General features: G+C 49.5%; 13 protein-coding genes. 3 read left to right on the forward strand and 10 right to left on the reverse strand.

What is annotated here, in order from left to right:
- Positions 1 to 53 precede the first annotated feature (53 nt).
- The 4 genes from LKE13_RS03495 to LKE13_RS03510 all read right to left on the reverse strand — a co-directional run bounded on the left by LKE13_RS03495 (position 54) and on the right by LKE13_RS03510 (position 7,874).
- Complete coding sequence (locus LKE13_RS03495; protein WP_227948305.1) at positions 54 to 4,889, reverse strand: NAD-glutamate dehydrogenase; 4,836 nt, start codon at positions 4,887 to 4,889, stop codon at positions 54 to 56.
- 397 nt (positions 4,890 to 5,286) lie between these two features.
- Complete coding sequence (locus LKE13_RS03500; RefSeq protein ID WP_227948306.1) at positions 5,287 to 6,483, reverse strand: hypothetical protein; 1,197 nt, start codon at positions 6,481 to 6,483, stop codon at positions 5,287 to 5,289.
- Positions 6,480 to 7,277 carry a metallophosphoesterase family protein gene (locus LKE13_RS03505; RefSeq protein ID WP_227948307.1) on the reverse strand — a complete coding sequence of 266 codons (798 nt, stop codon included), beginning with the start codon at positions 7,275 to 7,277 and terminating at the stop codon, positions 6,480 to 6,482. Before LKE13_RS03505 ends, LKE13_RS03500 begins: the two co-directional genes overlap by 4 nt.
- A gap of 240 nt (positions 7,278 to 7,517) precedes the next feature.
- The gene (locus LKE13_RS03510) at positions 7,518 to 7,874 is read right to left on the reverse strand and encodes a hypothetical protein (RefSeq protein WP_227948308.1); all 357 of its coding nucleotides are present in this window, start codon (positions 7,872 to 7,874) and stop codon (positions 7,518 to 7,520) included.
- A gap of 832 nt (positions 7,875 to 8,706) precedes the next feature.
- On the opposite strand from LKE13_RS03510, the gene LKE13_RS03515 reads away from it, so the two are divergent.
- A complete protein-coding gene (locus LKE13_RS03515) occupies positions 8,707 to 11,418 on the forward strand; it encodes a LamG-like jellyroll fold domain-containing protein (protein WP_227948309.1) in 2,712 nt (903 codons plus the stop codon).
- 89 nt (positions 11,419 to 11,507) lie between these two features.
- Here LKE13_RS03515 and LKE13_RS03520 read toward each other — a convergent pair whose 3' ends face one another.
- The 5 genes from LKE13_RS03520 to LKE13_RS03540 form a co-directional block, all read right to left on the reverse strand.
- Positions 11,508 to 12,485 carry a glycosyltransferase family 2 protein gene (locus tag LKE13_RS03520; RefSeq protein ID WP_227948310.1) on the reverse strand — a complete coding sequence of 326 codons (978 nt, stop codon included), beginning with the start codon at positions 12,483 to 12,485 and terminating at the stop codon, positions 11,508 to 11,510.
- A gap of 9 nt (positions 12,486 to 12,494) precedes the next feature.
- The gene (locus LKE13_RS03525; protein ID WP_227948311.1) at positions 12,495 to 13,454 is read right to left on the reverse strand and encodes a glycosyltransferase family 2 protein; all 960 of its coding nucleotides are present in this window, start codon (positions 13,452 to 13,454) and stop codon (positions 12,495 to 12,497) included.
- A gap of 62 nt (positions 13,455 to 13,516) precedes the next feature.
- Positions 13,517 to 14,686, reverse strand: a complete 1,170-nt coding sequence (locus LKE13_RS03530) for a glycosyltransferase family 4 protein (RefSeq protein WP_227948312.1) — start codon at positions 14,684 to 14,686, stop codon at positions 13,517 to 13,519.
- 226 nt (positions 14,687 to 14,912) lie between these two features.
- On the reverse strand, positions 14,913 to 16,196 hold the full coding sequence (locus LKE13_RS03535; protein ID WP_227948313.1) for an HlyD family type I secretion periplasmic adaptor subunit: 1,284 nt from the start codon (positions 16,194 to 16,196) through the stop codon (positions 14,913 to 14,915).
- Positions 16,193 to 18,262, reverse strand: coding sequence for a type I secretion system permease/ATPase (locus LKE13_RS03540; protein WP_227948314.1), 2,070 nt, complete (start codon positions 18,260 to 18,262; stop codon positions 16,193 to 16,195). Before LKE13_RS03540 ends, LKE13_RS03535 begins: the two co-directional genes overlap by 4 nt.
- A gap of 338 nt (positions 18,263 to 18,600) precedes the next feature.
- On the opposite strand from LKE13_RS03540, the gene LKE13_RS03545 reads away from it, so the two are divergent.
- Both LKE13_RS03545 and LKE13_RS03550 read left to right on the forward strand, forming a co-directional pair.
- Positions 18,601 to 19,233 carry an XrtA/PEP-CTERM system exopolysaccharide export protein gene (locus tag LKE13_RS03545; RefSeq protein ID WP_227948315.1) on the forward strand — a complete coding sequence of 211 codons (633 nt, stop codon included), beginning with the start codon at positions 18,601 to 18,603 and terminating at the stop codon, positions 19,231 to 19,233.
- 62 nt (positions 19,234 to 19,295) lie between these two features.
- Positions 19,296 to 20,762, forward strand: a complete 1,467-nt coding sequence (locus tag LKE13_RS03550; RefSeq protein ID WP_227948316.1) for a TIGR03016 family PEP-CTERM system-associated outer membrane protein — start codon at positions 19,296 to 19,298, stop codon at positions 20,760 to 20,762.
- Between the two features lie 69 nt (positions 20,763 to 20,831).
- Here the strand turns inward: LKE13_RS03550 and LKE13_RS03555 are convergent, their stop codons facing one another.
- The gene (locus LKE13_RS03555) at positions 20,832 to 21,782 is read right to left on the reverse strand and encodes an ExeA family protein (protein ID WP_227948317.1); all 951 of its coding nucleotides are present in this window, start codon (positions 21,780 to 21,782) and stop codon (positions 20,832 to 20,834) included.
- Positions 21,783 to 21,835: the final 53 nt, after the last annotated feature.

The following is a 21,835-nucleotide window of genomic DNA, read 5'->3' on the forward strand; positions in this document are numbered from 1 at the left end:
ACCTTCAACCCCGTAGACGACGTCACGCTACGACAATGAACCAGATTAGACAATCATGTAATCATCGCGCGAAATTGCTGATTGGCAAAAACAAGCTTTGAGATATCCAGCGCACCAGCTGATCTCAGCTCCTTAATCATTTCCGCAGATCGCTTGATTCTTGTCTGGTTATTACCGCGCCAGAAATCGAAAGCTTCCCGTCCCTTATGGCCGTTGGCGCCGCCAAAAACCGAAGTGGTAATTGCCCGTTGCTGACCGTAAAGATCGTCGATGATTGCCGTGATAGCGAGCCGGTCCCAATTATTATCCGGCTCGATCGTTTCGGCAGCGCTGCGCAACCAGTCAAGATTGAGCTCCGCACCAACGGCAAAATAAACTTCCCCAACCTCCGTGATCGGTCGGCCGGAAGTCTTGCCCGCCTGGATAACATCGAGAGAGGAACGAAGCGGCCCCAGCGCCGCGATCCGACGCGCAAGTGGTTCCGGCACCCCGTCCGCGACCAACTGGTTCGCGCGGGAGACAAAGCGGTTTTTACCTTCCTCACTCAACAGGCCGTCGAGACCCTTTTCGAGCTTGCGCATATCGGTCGCCAGCCCCTTAACCTCATCGGCAATATTATCCTCTTGAGAAAGATGACGCAGGCACCAAAGTGTGGCGCGGCGTGCCAGTTTCTGGATGACATCAATCATTCGACCTTGAATGTCCGTACTGACTTTGTTGTCGAGCGCCTCAATCCCAGACCAGAGTTTTTCAAGATCGAACACCGCACAGACGATGGCAAATGCCCGCGCAACATCTTCCGCCTTGCACCCTTGCTCTTCGCGCATCTGCAAAACGAAAGTCGGGCCGCCCCGGTTAACCAGCTGATTAACGATAATCGTCGTGATAATTTCCCGGCGCAAGCGGTGACTTGCCACATACGGGGCATATTTCTCGCGAAGTTGTGGCGGGAAATACTGAGCCAACCACGTATCATAATAAGGATCATCCGGCAGCTTTGTCTCAAGGATATCCTCATAAAGCGTCATCTTCGCATAGGCGAGAAGTACCGACATTTCCGGCCGTGGAAAGCCGATATTGGCTGCTTGGCGATGCGCAATCTCCTCATCATCCGGCAGGTTTTCTACTGCCCGATCAAGCCGACCCTTCTTTTCAAGATCGCGCATGAAAAGAACATCATCGGTGAAGTTATCAACGCTCTGCCTCTCCGCCGTTGTCAGCGCCTGTGTTTGAAGGTAGTTGTCCATCAGGACATGATCACCGACATCTTCCGTCATATCCACAAGCAGGCGATCCCGCTGCTTTTCCGTCATTTCACCGTCATCAAGAACGGCGCGAAGCAGGATCTTGATATTTACTTCATGGTCAGAGCAATCAACCCCTGCGGAGTTATCGATGGCATCCGTGTTCAAGCGCCCACCATTGAGCGCATATTCGATCCGACCGAGCTGCGTCACCCCGAGGTTGCCACCCTCTCCGATAACTTTTGCGCGCACTTCCTTACCATTGACGCGAATGGAATCATTTGCGCGATCCCCCACATCGCCATTGCTCTGATGTGTGGATTTTATATATGTACCGATCCCACCAAACCAAAGCAGATCCACCTTCATCTTCAAAATGGCAACCATCAACTCATTTGGCGTTATTGTATCTGCCTTAATGTCGAGAAGTTTCTTGATTTCGGGCGTCAGGGAGACGGATTTGGCCTTGCGGTCAAAGATACCGCCGCCTGTTGAGATCAACTTGGGATTATAGTCTTCCCATGAAGAGCGAGGCAGGGCGAACATGCGCTCGCGCTCCTTAAAGCTTTTCGCGGTGTCCGGTGTTGGGTCAATAAAGATGTTCCGATGATCGAAGGCGGCGACAAGCCGAATTTTTTTCGACAGCAGCATCCCGTTGCCAAAAACATCGCCGGACATGTCGCCAATACCCGCCACGTCAAATTCCTGAGACTGGGTATCAACACCCATTTCCCGGAAATGGCGCTTCACCGATTCCCATGCACCGCGCGCGGTAATGCCCATTTTCTTATGGTCATACCCCGCCGCACCACCGGAAGCGAAGCCATCCCCGAGCCAGAAGCCATAGGAAATGGCCACTTCATTCGCGATGTCCGAGAAGGTTGCCGTTCCCTTGTCCGCCGCAACGACGAGGTAGGGGTCATCGCCATCATGTCGGATGACATTTTCCGGTGGCACCACGTCACTACCGACATAGTTATCCGTAATATCCAACAGACCGGAGATGAAAATCTTGTAGCAGTTGATGCCTTCCGCGAGATATTCCTCCCGCGTACCAGTTGTCGGAAGGTTCTTAGGATAAAACCCGCCCTTGGAGCCGACCGGAACGATAACCGTGTTTTTTACCATTTGGGCTTTCATCAGGCCGAGAACCTCTGTCCTGAAATCCTCCCGCCGGTCCGACCAGCGCAATCCCCCGCGGGCAACCTTGCCACCGCGCAGATGCACGCCCTCAACCCTTGGACTGTACACGAATATCTCAACGAATGGCCGCGGAAGGGGAAGCTCGTCCAGCTTCTGACTATCCAGCTTGAACGAATAATAAGGTTTTCCCTGTTCGTCCTGACAGCCCTGAAAAACATTCGTTCGCAGGGTGTTGACGATCAGATTAACGAAACGGCGCAGAATTCTGTCTTCATCAAGGCTGGTAACCTCATCCAGCAGGAGCCATATCTTCTCCACGATGCGAGCAACATTTTCGTCCCTTACGCCGTCCTTTGCAGGATCGCAACGGGCGTGAAACAACTCGATTAGTCGACGGGACGTTTCTGGATTGCCCGACAATGTGTTCATCATATAGGTCTGACTGAATGTGATACCGGCCTGACGCAGATATTTCGCATAGGCACGCAGCACGACAACACTCGACCAATCAAGCCCGGCGCGCATCACCAAACGGTTGAACCCGTCATTCTCCATACTGCCAGTCCAGACGCGACGGAAAGTCTCTTCGAATTTTGCTTTCAAATCATGCAGGTCCAGCGCATAGCCGCCGGGTTCGATCAACTCAAAATCATGGATCCACACTTTGCCGTCAAGTTCATCCGAGGCCACAAGATACGGGTTTTCAGAGAGTACCTTGAGTCCCATATTCTCCAGCATCGGCAGGCAATCGGACAGCGTCAGTGGTGTCTCTCGGCTATAGACCTTGAAGCGGACCTTGTTTTCCGGATCCTCTACCCAGCGATAGAGATTAAGGCCAAGTTCCTTGGATTTTAAAACCGCGTCAATTTTCTCAATATCATAGAGAGCCAGATCCGCATTGAAGCGTTCCTTATAACCGGCAGGAAAAGCATTGCCATAGCGTGAGCGGAGGCGAAGACCCTTTTCTTCACCCCATTTTTCCAACAAAACATCCATAAGATCATCGGCCCAATCGCGAGAGGCCTCGATCAGGCGACGTTCCAGTTCCTCTTCTTCGACGACGGGCTTATGCTTGCTTTTAAGAGAAATGATATAGTGAATTCGCGCAAGCACGTCATCGCCAACAAGAGCGTAATGAGATGACAGCGAACCATTATGCTCTTCGGCCAACAGTTCACCGAATTTTCGGCGCAGGTCCGTATTGAACTTTTCCCGTGGAATATAAACGATGACCGAGACAAATCTCTCGAACCGGTCCCGCCGCAGCAGCACGCCAATACGCGGCCTTTCCTGCAGCGACATGATCCGCGTTGCGTTTTCACACAGGTCGTCAACTGAAATCTGGAAGAGCTCATCACGCGGATAGCTCTCCAGAATATGGGTGAAGGCCTTCTCATCATGGCTGTTTTTCTGGAAACCCGCCAGATCCAGTGTCTGGTTTACCTTGCGCCGCAAATAGGGGATATCCCGGGGTATCCGGTTATAGGCGGCAGAGGTGAACAGTCCTGTAAAGCGCTGCTCCCCGATAACCTCTCCCTTGTCATTGAATTTTTTCACGCCCACATAATCAAGATGGACGGCGCGATGAACAGTGGATCGGACGTTGGCCTTGGTGACAATGATCAATTCACGGCGGCGAAGGAAATCCTTTACCTCCGGTGACATCTCTGTCCCGCCGGTCATGATCCGCCGCGTCGGATCGCGCAAAACACCAAGACCCGAACCGTCGACCAGTTTCCATTTGTCGGACCGGCCTTTGCCGTCAGAGGCAAATTCAAACTCCCGATACCCCAGGAATGTAAAATGGTCGTCCGACATCCATTGTAACAGGGCCAGCGCCTCATCGATTTCTTCTTTATCCAACGGTGGCGGGTTCTTTTTCAGGTTCTTGCTAATAGCATCGACCTTGGCGAGAACCGGTTTCCAATCGGCAACCGAAATGCGGACATCATCCAGGGTTTCCTGAAGACTTTTCTCAATTTCCTTTAGCACTTTCGGATCAGACTGCTCGTCAATCTCGAAATGCATGATGCTTTCACGGATGGCTTTTTTCTTATCCTTCGGTTCACCTGCATAAGTCTGAACACGATTCCCATCGGCATCACGTTCTGTATAAACTACCGGATGGATAACCTGATGAACGGTGAGACCACGCCGGTTTAGCGCCGCCGTCACACTGTCGACAAGGAAAGGCATGTCATCATTGACAATTTCAATGACCGAATGGGTTGTCTTCCATCCATGTTCCTCAAGATCGGGAGTAAAAACTCGAAGCTTTGTTTTTCCCGGAGTTCTTTGCGAAGCAAATTTATACAGAGAAATGGCCGAGCCATAGAGATGCTCCGGCGCGATCCCGATAAGGTCTTCCGGCGCCGGGCGCTCATAGAAAAGACGCACAAAGTTTATTGCATCGGCCGCTGTTTTCTTGTCTAGCCGGCCTTCAACTATTCCGAGAATTTTATCAACATGCTCTAACTTGAGATCTTGCGCCTTTGCGACCATTTTCTGAATCCCACTTCTTCAGATTTTGCAGTAATATTTACCAAGATTGACAATATATGCTTAAATTATCGATTAAGAGTTAATTTGCAACGAATTATAGTAAATAAAATTTCGTCATTTTTTCAATGTGTTATTTGAATGCTGCTATGAAATTTGCATATTTGGACCGATGATTGGCGGATTATTGGAGCAATGACCCGCTCAAGAGGTTTTCATATGCGGGGTAACACGCAAGGCATAGCCCGTCAGTAAGTATCCGCCCTTACATTAGAGAATTATCTTGTAAAAATAACGAACGTTTGCCTAATAATTTCACGGCCAAATTGCACCAGATATGCCCCCATGCCACCTGCCGGTCGGTTTTGATTTTAGGTCTGGGGAAAGTCCGATCAACTAGCTACTCACAGCCCGGCTCATCCTTTGCTATTTTATAAAGATGAGTTGCATAGGGGCCAAAATTATCCCGGAAAGATCTTGTGTCAGGAGAGAGTTCACGCGCCTCATCAAGCACTTCAATTCGATCAGTATTGAGGCCCTCCGGAAGACTGAACGACACTTCAGCAGGAAATTTACTGAGCGAGCCTGCAAAAATGTAGAGATGACAGTCATCCTGTTTCACCAGCGCAGAGACATGATTATAGGCATTTGAAACTGGCTTAACCGAGACGGCGTCCAGTAGATTTTCGCTTTTCAAAACACCTGCCAGACTTTGCAGGCGTTGATTGATCGCCGTAATGGCATCCCGCAAGGCTAAATTATCCAGAAGAGACGCCTCGACAAATGTCGGAACAAACTCATGTACGAAATAAATGATCCCCTTCGCCCCGTGAATAATGCTGAGCCAGACGAGGCTTCGAACCTGGTCTCCTGTGAGCGTTATCTCAGGATTTGAAACCCGGCTCGCCTCGATAACACTCCAGACAGGCTTTCTACCTCCCGACCAGCCAATCAGCCGATCGACGCCGCGGGCGACATAATCCAGACGTCCGCGGATCGCGGCATCCCGGTGCGAAACGGGGTAAATATCAAATGAAAGAATATCCGCCGCCCTTACATAGTCTTCATAGTCCTCCGGATGGTTGGTCCGTGTGCCGCGTCCATGCCATTGATCCCAAGCAACCCCCTGCCCAAGGTTTAGAAGAATTGGTCTTTTCGGATCGCGCGCCTTCATTTCCTGATAATGCTGCAACAGGAAGTCGGGAGGAACCGGCGGACCAAGTCCGCCTCCGGTACGGGCCTGCGCATTGTCTGGCTCATCCGGCATCATCCATCCGGCAATAATGTCGCGGTACTTTTCCTGCAGCGCGAGGTCATTCTGAGGCGTAAAAACGGGCATGTTCGCCGCCTGTAATTGCATCAGCTGCCGTTTTGTCGGACCATCCCAAAGACCGGCGTAGAAATTTATCCCAATAGTTTTATAGCGTGCCGCATTTATCGGATCCTGTAGCCAGACCCCCACGGGAAATACGTCAGGCTGATCCAGGAACCGGGCGGGCGAGAAGTCTTCTTGTTGCGCAAGGACTGAATGAAATGGAATGACAGCAAGGGAGGAAAGAAGAGCCGGTAACAATAAAAGACGAAGCCGCACCCTCATAGGATTTCCTTGGATTCCCCTTCGAGAACAAGACAGGTCAGTATATTTGAATAAAAGGCCCCCGTATCGATTCCAATACGGTTTTCCTTGAACTCCGGCTCCGGAATGATGCTGTGCCCATGCACGATAACCTTGTCGAAAAGTCCCGTATGCTCCAAAAATTCGTCGCGGATCCACAGAAGATCATGCTCTTTCTGATCATCGAGGGCTCGATCGGGCTCAATTCCGGCATGAACAAAAAGGTAATCGCCCATCATGTAGCTCGCTTCAAGTGAGCTTATGAATTGCAAATGGGAATCAGGAAGGTTCTTTTTAAGCTTTTTTCCTGCCTCCCTGATCTTTTCTTCCGTCATTGCAGCAAGAGGCAGGTCAATGCCATAACTTCTAAGCGTTGCATCGCCCCCGTAATGGAGCCAGCGCTTGCCCCTCATCGGTCCTTGCAGAAAGGACGTCATCGCTGACTCATGATTTCCTTTCAGCGTAATAACATTCATATCTGATTTTTTAAGCTCAATCAGCATATCGAGAACGCCGGAGCTATCGGGTCCACGATCCACATAGTCTCCGAGAAAAATAAGATGTGCCGCCATCTCTTTTCGCTGCGCCTGGTCTGCGGCGATCCGCTCCAGCAAGGAGGAGAGAAGATCCTTACGACCGTGAATATCGCCAATCACGTAGGCGCGATGGCCGTCGGGCATCTTTGCCGCTCCAACTGAAACAAGCGACGACGGCTCGGTTTCGCACTCTTCCACCGATCGTCTGGAGATAAACTTGTTAAGCCTGGCTAAAGGCATTCAATTCCTCTTTCAGTTTTGCAGCGTCGAGAAATAAATTTCCCATCAATTTCCACCCCCCAAGGCTAGCGCCATCGACTAAGGAATTCCACTTACAAGAACGTGAACAGCCAAAAAAAAGTGGCGGTCTTTCGACCACCACTCTATATAGGTACTGATATGGTACTTTTGAAGCGCTGCCCGTGAAAGCCTTGCTTCATGTTAAAAATTTGCTTTTTAAAATTCCGTCTGTATTTAAACTCACTGTTCCCAGTTCGAAATTGCCGCCTTACGGCGGCGGCCAAGCCAGAAAATTGCGCCCAACGCTCCGCCAAACAATAGTAGGGCTGGCGACAGGGGAACCAAATTCAAAAGCCCGTCACTTGCCGCATTCTCAACTATGCTACTTGTCGTCTGATCCTGAACAAGAGCGAAAGCCGCAGCCTGATGCGTGGAAGCCGCCGCCCCCGACTCGATAGGTCGGTTGACACTGGTGACGCCCGCAACAACCGTGTCGGCTGCATTTCCGTCAAGCGCAAGAGGCGCGCCGACGGCAACAGATACATATGCGAACAGCAGGGTCAGCATTGTCACTGTAATTTTACGAAAAACCACCATTTCACTCCCGGTTACGGTGCCGGTTCAATCTTCACCGGCAATTAGGATTACTTCCAATTGCCTACATGAATATGATGGCGCGCAAGATCGTGCATCCCTCATATGGGGTATGGTTCTAAATAAATTTCAGCCAACACAAGAAATATGCCTTGCCGTAAAATTATAATGACAAAAAATTTGTCACATTTTCCCGCATAACGCGGCAATGCGCCCTAGAATAAGACCCGTTTGATCCAATAGTGGTCGCCCCTATTTCGTTGGTTGAAACGTAAATAAAAATATGTTTGACGCCCTACAATATATTCAAAAAAAAATATCAAGACGGAGGACAATAATTGGCCAAACTAAAAGGCAAGTTTGACTCATATTATTTGTAAAAATACTGTCTCAAAAATGAAGATATCTTATTATTAACAAAAAATTTACCTATAACTACATTTTATTAAATAAAAAAATCGTTTTCTAAGAAAAAATACCAATATTAATAAAAGGTTTATAAACAAATTGCCACAAAATTCCCCCTCAAGTGCCATAATGTGGCCTTATTCATAGAGATACTGGCATCATCGTAGATTTTTTGAATGAATTCGACTTTGCAAGTTTGATGATACTTTCAAGAAGAAGAAAATTTTAAATATTTATGAACTTTTTGTTAATATTGAGCAAAATGCTCGAGTAAAGATTAAGAAATTAATTTCATGTTAATAAATATACTGTCTATTGGACGCACTGTAAAAATGGCTGAAGTATTAAAGAGTTATAGTAAAAGTGCTGCTGATTTTCAGATTTAATTAATTCCGGACTATTCTGGTAAAGAGCGAGCAAAAATAAAATGGCAAACACGACAATTACAGTCTCTAATAGCGCGCAACTCAGTGCAGCACTTAGTAGCGCCACCGGTGGCGAAACTATTGTTTTGAACAGCGGCTACTATGGCGACTTAAATATATACAATGCGAACTTCAGTTCAGAAGTGACGATCACTTCCGCCAACCCCGATAATATGGCGGTTTTCGAGACGATCACTTTTAATAATTCTTCAAACCTTACGCTTGATGCGATTGAGGTGGATTTCAACCCCACGGTCAATACATACTCGCATGAAAGCGGCGTACTGATTTCAAATTCGTCAGATATCACGATCCGCAACTCTCACGTAGAGGGCGACGTCGCCACACAGGACGGTGTCGGCAGCGTTGCTGGATATCCTGTTGGCCGTGGTATCACAGCCGAATATTCCCAGAATATAACTTTTGAGAACAACGACATCTCATACTTCCAGAAGGGCATTATCCTTATCGAAGCTGAGAATATCGATATCCTCAACAACTCGATCGAGAACCTTCGCCTTTCCCATATTGCTGGCGCAGATGTTCATGATGTAAATATTGATGGTAACTATCTTGGTGCCGTAACGCCTTACAACTATGGCGGCACAGGCGACCATGGCGACTACATCCATTTCTGGATTAACACCGGGCAGTCGCAGAACAGCAGCGACATCTCCATCACCAACAACTTCTTCGCAGAGGCCGAAGGTGACCGGATGATGGGCGTCTATCTTGAAGATCACTGGGGTGAGAGCGCCTCTTTCGAAGATGTCGTTATTGACAACAACGTTTTCCACCTTGCCGACCATCAGTCCATACTGGTCGAAGGCGCCCAGGGTATCGACATTACCAACAACACCATGTTGCAGAGTAGCGGCGAGCCAAATGATGCGCCGGGCGTTGTCTTGTCATTGGGTGTTTCCGGTGCAGTAATCACGGACAATATCTTCTCTGCCCCGATCGCCGAACTTACCAGCGATATTCAGATTGTCTCGGAATCGAACAACATCATTGTTCAGAACACTAACCCGAACGGCAGCAACTATGTCGGCGATCTTTTCGTCAACGCGCTGTCCTATAACCCAAGTCTTGCCGACTTGCAGGAAGCATATAACCTGAACACAGGCGCAGACCTGACTGAAGCCGGTACTGGCACGTCTAGCGGTGGAAATAACAATACGCCGGAAGAGCCTGTTGACGAAACTCCGGATGAGCCTGTTGACGAGACTCCCGATGAGCCCGTTGATGAGACTCCGGAAGAGCCAGTTGATGAAACCCCGGAAGAACCTAGCACCCCAGTTCCGCCAACGGATGATAATACGGAACCGACAACACCTGTTGAAACGTCTGTACTCATCAACGCGGCAATGAACGGTTCTGCTGCGAATGCGGCCGACGCGAATAGCAACGATGACACGGTTTCAAACAGTGTCTCCTTCGAACAGGTTGGAAACCGGGCTGCGGCGAAACTGAATGATGGAGTTATTATCTATGACGCCAACGACAAGTTTATCAATAACGAAGCCTACACCCTGACCTTCGATTTCAAGAAGGAAGCCGGCGCGGAAGATGCATCGGGATATGCGATCTATTATTCCTCCAGCTTCGTTGTGAAAATCAATGCCGACTCGATTATGGCAGCAGTTGTAACGTCAAACGGCACGAGCTGGGTCACCATCGATGATGTCGACGTCAACAACACAGACTGGCATCAGATGACTTTGACCTTCTCCGGAGAGGCTGGCGAAGCAGTTTTCTACGTCGATGGCGAAGAAGTCGCGATGGTCTCCGGGCTTGAAGGTGCGACCCAGACTGGGAGTGCCTGGCATGACTTCTATGTCGGTGGCGAATTCGGCGATTCATTCGACGGCCTAGTCGACAATGTAATGTTTGCCCAAGGCGCCATCACGGCGGATCAGGCGACAGAAGCATACGAGGCGATGCTGGACGGCACCGAAACGCCGGAAGAGCCCGTTGATGAAACTCCGGAAGAGCCCGTTGATGAGACGCCGGACGAGCCCGTTGACGAAACTCCGGAAGAGCCGGAAGAACCCGAAGAACCTGTCGACGATGGCACCGGTAACACGGATATTCCTTCTCTGGATGACGAGCTTGAAATTGCTGCTCTTGATGAGTCTGCCGCCAATATTGGTGACGGAATAATTAATCTTGGAATGGACGATGAATATTTCGGGATGGATGATTTCACGGCAAGCATCACTTTCTCATTGGATGGACTTGATGACGGCCGCCAGAGACTGCTTTGGAACCATACCAACTATGGCGTTCAGATCGAAGACGACGACCTTGTTGTCTATTTCTCTGAGGATGGCGGTCAGTTAAAGGTCTATACCTTTGCGAATGCCATTACGGATACGGACTGGCATGACGTTCAGTTAGTGCTTGATGATGACGCGGACACCTTCTCGATATTCCTGGATGGTCAAGCCCTGCAGGTCGATAACGCCGTTACTGGCAGCGTCGCAGATGCCTCATGGTGGAATGTAACCGTCGGCGGGACCGAGTTCCAGAACACGGATGAGTTCCAGGGCAAGATTGCCGACTACTCGATTATCGACGAGGCTCTTTATATCGATGAGAGTCAGTCAGTTTACGAACGGACAGCCTATATTGACTCTCACGATGACCTAAACGGGTCAAGCCTCGACGTCATTGGCGTTGCCTTGACGGAAGATTCACTAGACTTTGCCTAAGGCTTTAGCAAAATAGGCCAAGACACAAGAAACGGCCCGGCGAACATCAAATTTGAAGGTTCGCCGGGCCGTTTTTCTTTGAGCCACTGCTATTTAATAATGCTACCGCGCCAGTCACCCTGCTTTTGTGATTGCTTCCGAAAGGAAATACCCAGCGCAATAAAAATCAGCAGAACAATGGTTTTCAGGCTGGGACAATCCAAGAATTCCCGCATGAGGATTTTTATCGCCTGGCCGCGCCGTCCAGACCACGCTAGAATCTTAGCGCAATATCTGATTGATCCATGCTGATTATCGACCAGCAACTTTCGACCTGCGGCAGATGCCGATGCTGCCGCAGGTGTTTTCAGGACAGCCTTCAGGCTATCCACCCTGCTCTCCCACAATGCCAGCTGATCCTGTGACATGCTGTTTGCCCTGAGACGCCATATGCCGCAGGGATTCTCGATGGTGATGAGATCGAATTGAAGAAACAATTCAAGAAGATAATTGAAATCCACGGTCAGCTTGATTGTTGGGTCAAAGACGAGACCATCTTTCAGAATCTGCTCAATTGCCCGACGCCTGACCAAGCCGAAATTAATCAACGGCGACGTGGAATCATACAAATATGCAGGTAATATTTCTTCGGGTTTGTAGAAATGGATATCCGGTATCGTAGGAATGCTGCGGTCTTTAATCCTAGCAAACTGGTTGTCATGGGCACTGTGAAAAGCTCCAAAACAAAGCTCCACATCCGGTCTGTCGCTTAAAATGCGGACGGCCGTCTCGATAAACTGGGGGAAAAAAATATCATCCGCGTCAAGAAACGCAATCAGGCTTCCCGTTGATGCCTGATACCCCGTATTGCGAGCGCCGCCGACACCTTTATTGAACTCATGACGAATATATTTTACCCGTTCTATCCGGTCTCCAAGCGCGGCGACAACATCCTCAGGTCCGCAGTCATCAACAACAATGATTTCGTCCGGGACGCGCGTCTGATTTAATACGGAATCGACCGTCTCTGCAATGGTGGCGGAGGAGTTATATGCCGGGATGATGACGGATACTGTTTCTGAAGTCATTCACTAGCTCTAATATTTCATGCCGCCATATTCAATCTTCTTTTTTTGCAGCCCGAAGAAAACGAGAAACAAAAGAACCAATGTCTTGATCTGCGGCGATCGTTTGAACTCATTGAACAAATGTTCTGTTGCTTGTTTTCGCGCCCCGCTATTGGCGAGAACCCTCGCATACAGCCGGGCCGCCGATCCTCTCATTTTCTTTAATAGACTTATATGAAAGGCGGATAGCGAAAGTTCATCAGATATATCAATCAATGAATCAAGCGCAATTGCGCGGGAGGACCAAATTTTTGCCTGATCGCGCGAAATACTATTGGGACGCAGGAAATAAACGCCCATCGGATTTTGGATATAAAGAGCATCAAATTTGGCAAGAACACGGACGAACATCTGAAAATCTTCATTGCTCACAAGAGACGTTGAAAACAGGTCACTGTTTCGGCTTATCTGGTCAAGGGCGGATTTTCGAAAAATACTGAAGGATGGAATGAAAGCACCGGTGTGATCCAGATAAAAGGTCAGTCCCTCTCCCTTGGAAAGTGATTTTATTTCCGGTTCTTGTTCCTTATGTTCATATAAGATTGGTTCAGCATTGCCATCAAAACACTTATAGAAACTGCCAAAAGCCGCCGCTGCACTCGGGTTCTCTTCCAGCGCCCTCACTGTCACTTTCATGTACTCAGGGCAAAGGATATCGTCTGCATCCAGGAAATAGACAAATTCTCCTGTGGCCTCGGCAAAACCGGTGTTTCGGGCATGGTGAACGCCCTTATTTGTATCATGTCGGATAACCCGAACATCTGGATAGCGGTTCCCAAGGATCTCGCTGACCGGTGTCGTGCTATGATCATCGACAACAATAATCTCGTCCGGAGGGAGTTGTTGGTTGATCAGGGAATCGAGCGTAACGCATATAGTCGCGTCACTATTGTACGCCGGCATAATGACGGAAATTCGGTTATTCGACATACACTAATTGTCCAATACACTAGTTCTCGAAACAGCAAGTTCAGTGATCCCCAACATGCCAGTCAACCCGTTGACGCCTTCTTTTCTGGTGGGGTTTTTTGTAAATTCTCGAGCAAAACGCCAAAATCGTCTCGCCATTTGTCCCAATTTAGCTCATTGACATATTTATCGTGGGCATAAGTCGCCATTTCGTGCAGCTTTTCTTTATCCCGCCAAAGTGTCAGGATACTTTCCGCATACACCTTACCATCTGCCGAAAGTGGCAGCAAAAGGCCCGACTTCCCATCATCAACGACAGAGGGTATTCCACCAGTGGCCGGCGCAATTACCGGCGTTGCAAAGGCTGCCGCCTCAGCAAATACAAGCCCATAGGCTTCTGCCTGAGTTGGCAGCACAAAAAGAGAAGCTTCCGAAAAAAGCTTGTTATACAGCTCGAACTGTCGCGGATCACTCTTCTGAATAGATGCATAAACAGTCACGCCCTTAGGTGGAGCGCCCAAGAATGGGTCACATCCAACAATATAAAGATGCGCATCCACGCCGGTTTTAAGGATATGTTCAAAGGCAGACAGAACAATGTCTCCCCCCTTGCGGCCCCAGTCCTTCCCCATAAACAGGATGTTACATCTGTTGTTGAATTTAGTGGCGAGATATTCCTTGGTCACCGTCGGTAACGCGCCAACATTTGCACCCAAACGGATAAGCTTCAGCTTGTCCAGATTAGTACTATAGTCCTTTTGCGCGGAATCGAGTGCCCATTGGGAGGGGAAAATAGAGTAAGAGGAATTCTCAATTACTTTGTGCTCTATTTCGTTGGCTTCCCGCCAAAGCCAGCGAGGCACCTGGCTCATCTCCGGGTAATAGTCAGTCATAACCGCGAATGTTGCATCAGAAATATGCAAGATTGGTGCGCGAGATTTTACATTCGCTAGTTCGGGCGATGCTGCAATTCCGACAACAACGTCCGGCTCCAAATGTTCAAGCTTCTTCTGGATTTCCCTACCTGCTGCCCGGCTGTAGGCATTTGTAACCGATAAGTCCAAGCTTGATCCGAACTTCTTGAATACATAACGGAGAACTCTTGTCAGTGCCAGAATCCATGCCATCTTGGTCGCCCGGACCACGGTTACATCGTCAGAAATTTTCTGAATTTCACGCGTGATGAAAAACGGAGTTCCCGACCAAGCAGAAACATTCGTCGGATCATGACGGGAAACTATGGCGATTTTCATTACTGACGCTTTCAAATCAAGATCTAGTGAAACTTAGCCTAGAGCTCTTCTCTTTAAAAAGAGTAAAATCCAGCTCTTTCTATTTCGCTACTCGCCCAAATTGCCGAGCAAATGTTACGCAAAGAACACGGCCTTACGTCAGAAATTTGCGAATCCATGACGACAACTATGTGGGAAAGCCTGTTTTCACACAACCGGAGAAAATATTTTCTCTTGTCGCCTTCGATCAATCTTCACGCAACGCGCGGTTAAAACTGAGGATAATCGGATTGACGAAATAGTCCAAGGCGGTTCGCTCTCCGGTCAAAATCATGACATCCGCCTGCATGCCAGGGCGAAGCTGAGTGACCATAATTTCCGCATTCTCCAAATTCTCAATCTGGACGCGGGCCAGATAATAATAGCTGCCGGTGCGCTCATCCTCAATACTATCAGCGGACACGCTGAGCACCTTGCCCTCAGCAGGCAATGAAAACCGCTGGCTAAAAGCGGGGAAACGTATCTGGGCGGGAGCGCCGATATAAACAGAGTCAATATCTTTGGTATTGACCTGCGCCTCCACGATAAGTTGTACATTGTCCGGGACGATATCAAGGATCGTCTCACCTGGCTTGATGACGCCACCAGTCGTATGAACCTGAAGATTGACGACATAACCATCTGTCGGCGCCCGGATTTCCGTTCTGTCGAACACATCTTCGGAAGCGCGGGTCTGTTCTTCCAAATCAAAAATCTGCGCTTGCACATCCCGAAGTTCTGAAACAACTTCGTCAATCATCGCATTGGAAAGCTCGTTTATCTGGAGTTCAACTTCGCCAATGGCCTGCCGGGTTTGTGCAATTCTTGAGATATTCTGGCTGCGGTTCCCGCTGAGCTCTGCAAGGTTACGTTGCAGCGCGCGAAGTCGGGGCCGTTTTGCAAGGCTCTTTTTAACAAGGCTTTCGACGTCCTTGATCTCCTCACGGATAAGGGAAATCTGTCGGTCGGACGAAGTGACCTGCCCTTCCAGGCCCTTGATTTCCTCTTCCAGCTGAGAGGCTTTTTGTTTCAGGATCGTGATTTGCCCTTCACGCGATGTCCGGCGGGAATCAAAAATATTCCGCTGCCCTTCCATCGCCTCCTTAATATTGGGCTCGTCTTTTCGTTCAAGCAGCCATTTGGGGAAAGTGATAGAGTCAAGATTGTCCCGTTCTGCAATCAGGCGGGCTTTTTGCGCCAATGCAATAGCGCGACGGCTGCGGATAATTTCTACCGATGCTTTCGACTGTACTTCATCGAGAACAATCAACACATCACCTTCGCTTACAAAGTCACCGTCCTTGATCTTGATTTCTGACACGATGCCGCCTTCAAGATGTTGGACAGATTTCCGGTTGCCTTCAACGCTGACAACTCCCTGGGCTATAGCCGCGCTCCCGAGGGGGGCGAAAGCTGCCCAGCCGACAAATGCGCCAAAGAACAGAAAAATAATCACCAAGCCAAACAAAACTGGCCCGCGCACATTCATCATCGTTTGATTTCCTCAATATATTTCAAGGCACCTGCCTGATCGCCTTTGACGAACAAGGAGTATATTTTTGAAATATCTGCATCAGTTAGGGGTTGCGCTGTCAGAGATTGAATCTTGGCCTTGATTTTATCGCTCGGGCCCATGGTCAGCACAGCAGCCCGTGCTTTCGGCTTTGCCGCACTTCCATTTAGATGGGTACCATTGGTTTTGTGCAGCGTCGGTGCCTTCATCGGTTCGCGATAGGGCGCCCTATATTTCTTTGACACTTTGATGTCCGATGTGGGGGTATAATCCCCCGTTCTTGTCGTTGGTGCGGCAGGCCGCGCCTCTTTTGATTGGTTTTTCTTGACCTGTACTGCCTGATTACCAGGCCCCGGCAATGCTCTTTGGACGCCTTGCAGCTTCATCATCACATCATCACGCGGCCCAAATTCCTGCATGATTCCGTCTTTCAAGACAAGGATCTTGTCGACATGTTTCAAGATATTCGGGCGATGCGCAATAACAACAATCGTCATGCCCTCGGCACGGAGGTTATCCATCGCCCGCATTAGCGCCGACTCTCCAACACTGTCTAGATTGGCATTCGGTTCATCCAGAACGAGAAGGCTGGGATTTCCGTAAAGGGCGCGAGCAAGTGCAATGCGCTGCCGCTGACCGCCGGAAAGTGCCGCACCACTCTCACCGATTTCCGTCTCATAGCCCTTGTCCATCCGCAAGACCATGTCATGAATTCCGGCTTTTTTCGCAGACGCAATAACAAGTGCCGGGTCCCCATCATTCATCCGTGCGATATTTTCGCGAATGGTACCGGAGAAAAGCTCGATATCCTGTGGTAGGTAGCCGATATATTGGCCGCGGTCATCCGCGCTCCATTCCGCCACATCCATTTCATCAAGTCGGGCGTGGCCAAAGCGTGGCTTCAAATTGCCGACTAGCAACCGTACAAGCGTCGTTTTACCTGCTGCCGTCGGTCCGATGATGCCAAGAATTTCACCGGGCTCAATCCGGAAGTTGATATTACGGAGGATCGGCTCCTTGGTATTTGGATGGGTATAGCTCAAGCCCTCCACCGCGACCACACCTTGCGGTCGGGGAAGTGGCATCAGATCCGTACCGGGCGGCGAGCTTTGTTCCAGCTGCGTTTTCAGCCGACTATAAGCTGCGCGTGCACCCAGGAATCCTTTCCAGGAACCAATTGCTTGTTCAACCGGGGCTAGCGCGCGTCCCATAATAATGGAGCCGGCGATCATTGCACCCGGGCTCATCTCAGCCTGAATTACCAGCCAGGCGCCCGCCCCCGTCACCCCGATCTGCAACATCACCCGGACGAATTTGGAGGCCGCAGAGATAACGCCGCCCCGATCGCTTGCCTGCGCCTGCAGCGCAAGAGAATCTGCATGGCGGGTATTCCAGCGATTGATAAGCTGGGGCATCATGCCCATCGCCTCAATCACATCTGCATTACGCGAGGCGGTCTCCGCCTGCTTCATCGCCACCATCTGGTGACCATTAGATTCAGCAAGCAGCTTGCGCGTCGCCCGTTCATTGACAATTCCCAGAATGAGTAGAATGATCGCACCGATGAGGGAAATCCATCCAAGGACCGGATGCAGCAGGAACATAACGCCAAGGAAAATTGGAGCAAAAGGTGCATCCAGAATCGGGAAAATACCGGGACCCGTCAGGAATGACCGGAAATTGCCAAGATCACGAAGAGCCTGAACACTGGCTTCCCGACCTGTGGTCAATGTTGACATAATGCTTGCGGTGAGCGCCGCGCCACCGATCTGACTATCCAGCCAACGACTCATTCGCACAAGAATGAATGTCCGGACCCCCTCCAGCAGCGCCATGGTTAACAAAGCAAGGCCCGCAATCAGCATCAATAGGACGAGTGTATCAGTATTGCGGCTGGTAATAACGCGATCAAACACCTGCATCATGAACAGCGGTGCCGTTAACATCAGTAGATTAATGGCGAGGCCAAAAACTGCCAGGATTATGAAGACCCGGGAACATTTATCCAAAGTTTCCTTTAGAAGCGGGTTATTCTGTATGCTCACGCGTCCCTCTATAAGTCTTAACCAGCCTTAAGCTGGATCATATTGAATGACAGCGTCTTTGCCAATGCTCGATGAACCTGCATCGTACATAAAAATGCTGAAATAAGGATTAAAATATCTACTAATAAAACGTCCAAACTCAGGGTAATGTGATATCACCGCAGCGAGGAGCGTACAAACTAATGTTGCATTATGGCCATTTTTAGGGAAATACTGGAAAAAAATATGGCGTTACCCTTAGAATTAGCGGAAATGCTGTGTTACAAGGCGTTATTGTAGATTTAAACCAACTCTGATAATCATATCAGAAGCTTTTTGACTAAGGGGGAGGCACTTACGTGTTTACACTTCTAAAGATAAAGTCCGTTGCCACTCGGACAATCTTGATTTCACTGGCACTGTTTGTTTCGGCCTGTGCGGCGCAAAATCAGGCGGCCTCGGATGCACCGGCTTCCTTGGGCACCGCGCCCCAGTATGTTATCGGACCACAGGATGAACTGGACGTTTTTGTCTGGCAGAATCCGGATCTATCCGTCACTGTTCCGGTTCGTCCCGACGGTCGTATCTCTACACCGCTGGTTGACGACATGGTGGCAGCGTCCAAAACTTCTCAGGAGTTGGCACGTGACATCGAAAAATCTCTCTCCAAATATGTGAAAGATCCGCTCGTAACCGTGACTGTCCGTTCCTTCAACGGCCCGTATGATCAGCAAATTCGTATTGTTGGACAGGCTTCCGAGCCCAAGGCCATTCCTTACCGCAACGACATGACAGTCCTTGATGCCATCATTGCGGTTGGCGGTATGACTGAGTTTGCCGCTGGTAACCGTGCTGTTATCGTTCGTAACGAAGATGGTACAAAGAAATCCTATAGTGTTCGCCTTGATGACCTGATTGTTGATGGTGATGTATCGGCGAACGTACCGCTGCTGCCCGGCGATATTCTCATCATCCCGCAAAGCTGGTTCTAGGATTGGCGGCAATTTAGATTGCCGTTTGTTGAGGGTGGAATAAAATAGAAGGTAGTCGCATTGTGCTAAATGCAAACCAGCTCGTTTTCGGAAAAAAATCACGCGTATCGCTGGCGATCGGATGTATCGTCGCCAGCGGAATGCTGATTCCGTCCGGAAACGCCCGGGCCGCAGAATGGATGTTCAGTCCCTATATCGGCTTGGGTGAAACATACACGGATAATGCTTTCGGCACCTCTTCAGACAGAAAAGATGATTTTATAACAAACCTGAATGCCGGATTCACGATTGAAGGTGTCGGTCGCCGCATGCAGCTTACCGCCTCCTATGATCTTGGTTACGATATGTACGCGGAATATTCAGATTTGAATGGGTTCACACATAACCTATTAGGATCTGCAAAAACAGAACTGTTGGAAGAACATCTGTTTCTTGATACGGAAATCGCCATAACGCAGGAGCGTTTTTCCAGTGACGGGGATACATCCTTTTCTGACCGGACAACATCCGGCGACAGTACGCGCGTCCTAAACACACGGATAAGCCCTTATTATCAGCATGACTTTGGCGGCTATGCGACAGGTATCGCACGCTATACCCACAGCATGGTCACTTTCACTGACACGAATTCCGACATTGCTTCGACGGAACCGTCTGATTCACAAACCAATAGGATTGATCTCAGCCTGCTGAGCGGGCGTGCTTTCTCCCGGACGAAGTGGGCAGCGGAAGCCTTTGCTCTCGACAACCAGGTCAACGACGGAGACGATTTCAAGCGTGCCACGTTCAAGGGCTCGGGCCAAATGCCGATCAATCGGTATGTTGCCCTGCTCGCATCGGCGGGTTGGGATGAGTTCGACGGCGAAAATATTGACAACAATCAAATCAGCGGTGCCTTTTACAGTGGTGGCGTACGCCTCACTCCGGGTCCAAGAACTGATTTGAGCGTTCAGGTCGGCCATCGTTTTGGCGGCGGCATGGTGGATGCAGATCTGACCTACCTGATCTCCAGCGAAGCAAGCCTTATTGCCGGATATCATGTGGACGTCGCTGGCTCTGGCGGAGATGCTTTTGCCAACACCGCAGTTCTGGACACGAATGGCAGTCTTTCCAACCCGAATTATTTCCCAGGCGGCTACACAGACGCCATTACCAAGTCCAAAATAGCAACGGTAGGACTGACCGGGGAAAAGGGACGCAATATATACTCTGCAACCGCCAGCTATATCACTCGCGATTTCTTGAGCGACGGCACGGATGAAGAAGTCATTTCCTTTGATGGTAGTTACTCAAGGCAGTTATCTCGCCGTCTCGAATGGTCTTTACTCGGCGGATATGCTGAAATCCTAGACTCGCAGGTTACTGGCGGCAAGGAAACAGCTTATTACGGGCAGACTGGCGTTAATTATCAGTTCTCGGCCACCCTGATAGGATCGCTTTCCTACGGCTATTACAATCGGGATGCAGAAACCGATATTGACGATCTTCGGGAAAATACGGTTTCCATTTCTGTTCGGAAAGAATTTTAAGGCTTACACGCCGTCTGAAGCGAATGTGCGGTTAGACCGTCGATATGCTTCAGGCGGCGTTTGTTTGACTTAGCCGTGCGAACGGAGCTTCTTGGCGATCAACTTTGCAAGCTCCTTGTCATGAATGACAAGCGCCGGTTGCTCTTTTTCCATTTCCTCTTTTGACTGAACCGGCAACCGGCGTGTATCTTCGGCCCCTTTCGGGGCGCCGACATCAAAAATACCATGAGTCTGCTTGTCGCGGATCACTTCATCGACGATGCCCCCGTCAATTTCTGGCGCCATGCGCGCGAACCCATATACCAGGCATGTATCGGCGAGGATATTAATTATCCGCGGAATACCACGACTTGCCTCGAACAGTTTTTCACAGGCATCCATAGTAAATAATGGCAAATCGCGTCCCGCAGTAGAAAGACGGTGCTTGATATAGGCATCGATATCCTCTGCGGTCAGCGGCGCAAGATGAAAATCTGACGCGATACGCTGCGCGAACTGGGTCAGTTCCGGCGCCTGCAACAACCCCTTCAACTGCGGCTGACCTACCAGGATCAACTGCAGGAGCTGGTCATTATCGGCATTGATATTGGAAAGAAGACGCAATTGTTCCAAAAGCTTAGGGCCCAGGTTTTGTGCCTCATCAACGATCAGAATTGTTCGGCGTCCCTCCGCATATTCGCGAATCAAAAACTGTTGTAGTTCATCATGCAGCCCAACGTGGGACTTGCCTTCATACGCTTGACCAAAGGCCATCAGAACCCATTGCAGCAAATCTCCATCCTGAATATTTGATACCAGGCCAACAGTGAAATCTTCATCCAGCCGATCAAGAAGATGGCGGATAAGTGTTGTTTTACCACACCCGATTTCACCAGTAACAACCGTAAACCCCGCCCGGTTCATCACCCCATATTCAAGCATGGAATAGGCGAGGGAATGGCTATGCCCCCAATAGAGATAGTTTGGGTCGGGCAGGATAGAAAAAGGTTTCTGATCCAGTCCATAAAATTCTCTATACATCTATATTTGCTTTCACCAGTCGTACCGGATTAATAAAAAAACATTGCTTCAAA

This window comes from Sneathiella sp. HT1-7 (genome assembly GCF_020731145.1).
GTDB lineage: Bacteria > Pseudomonadota > Alphaproteobacteria > Sneathiellales > Sneathiellaceae > Sneathiella.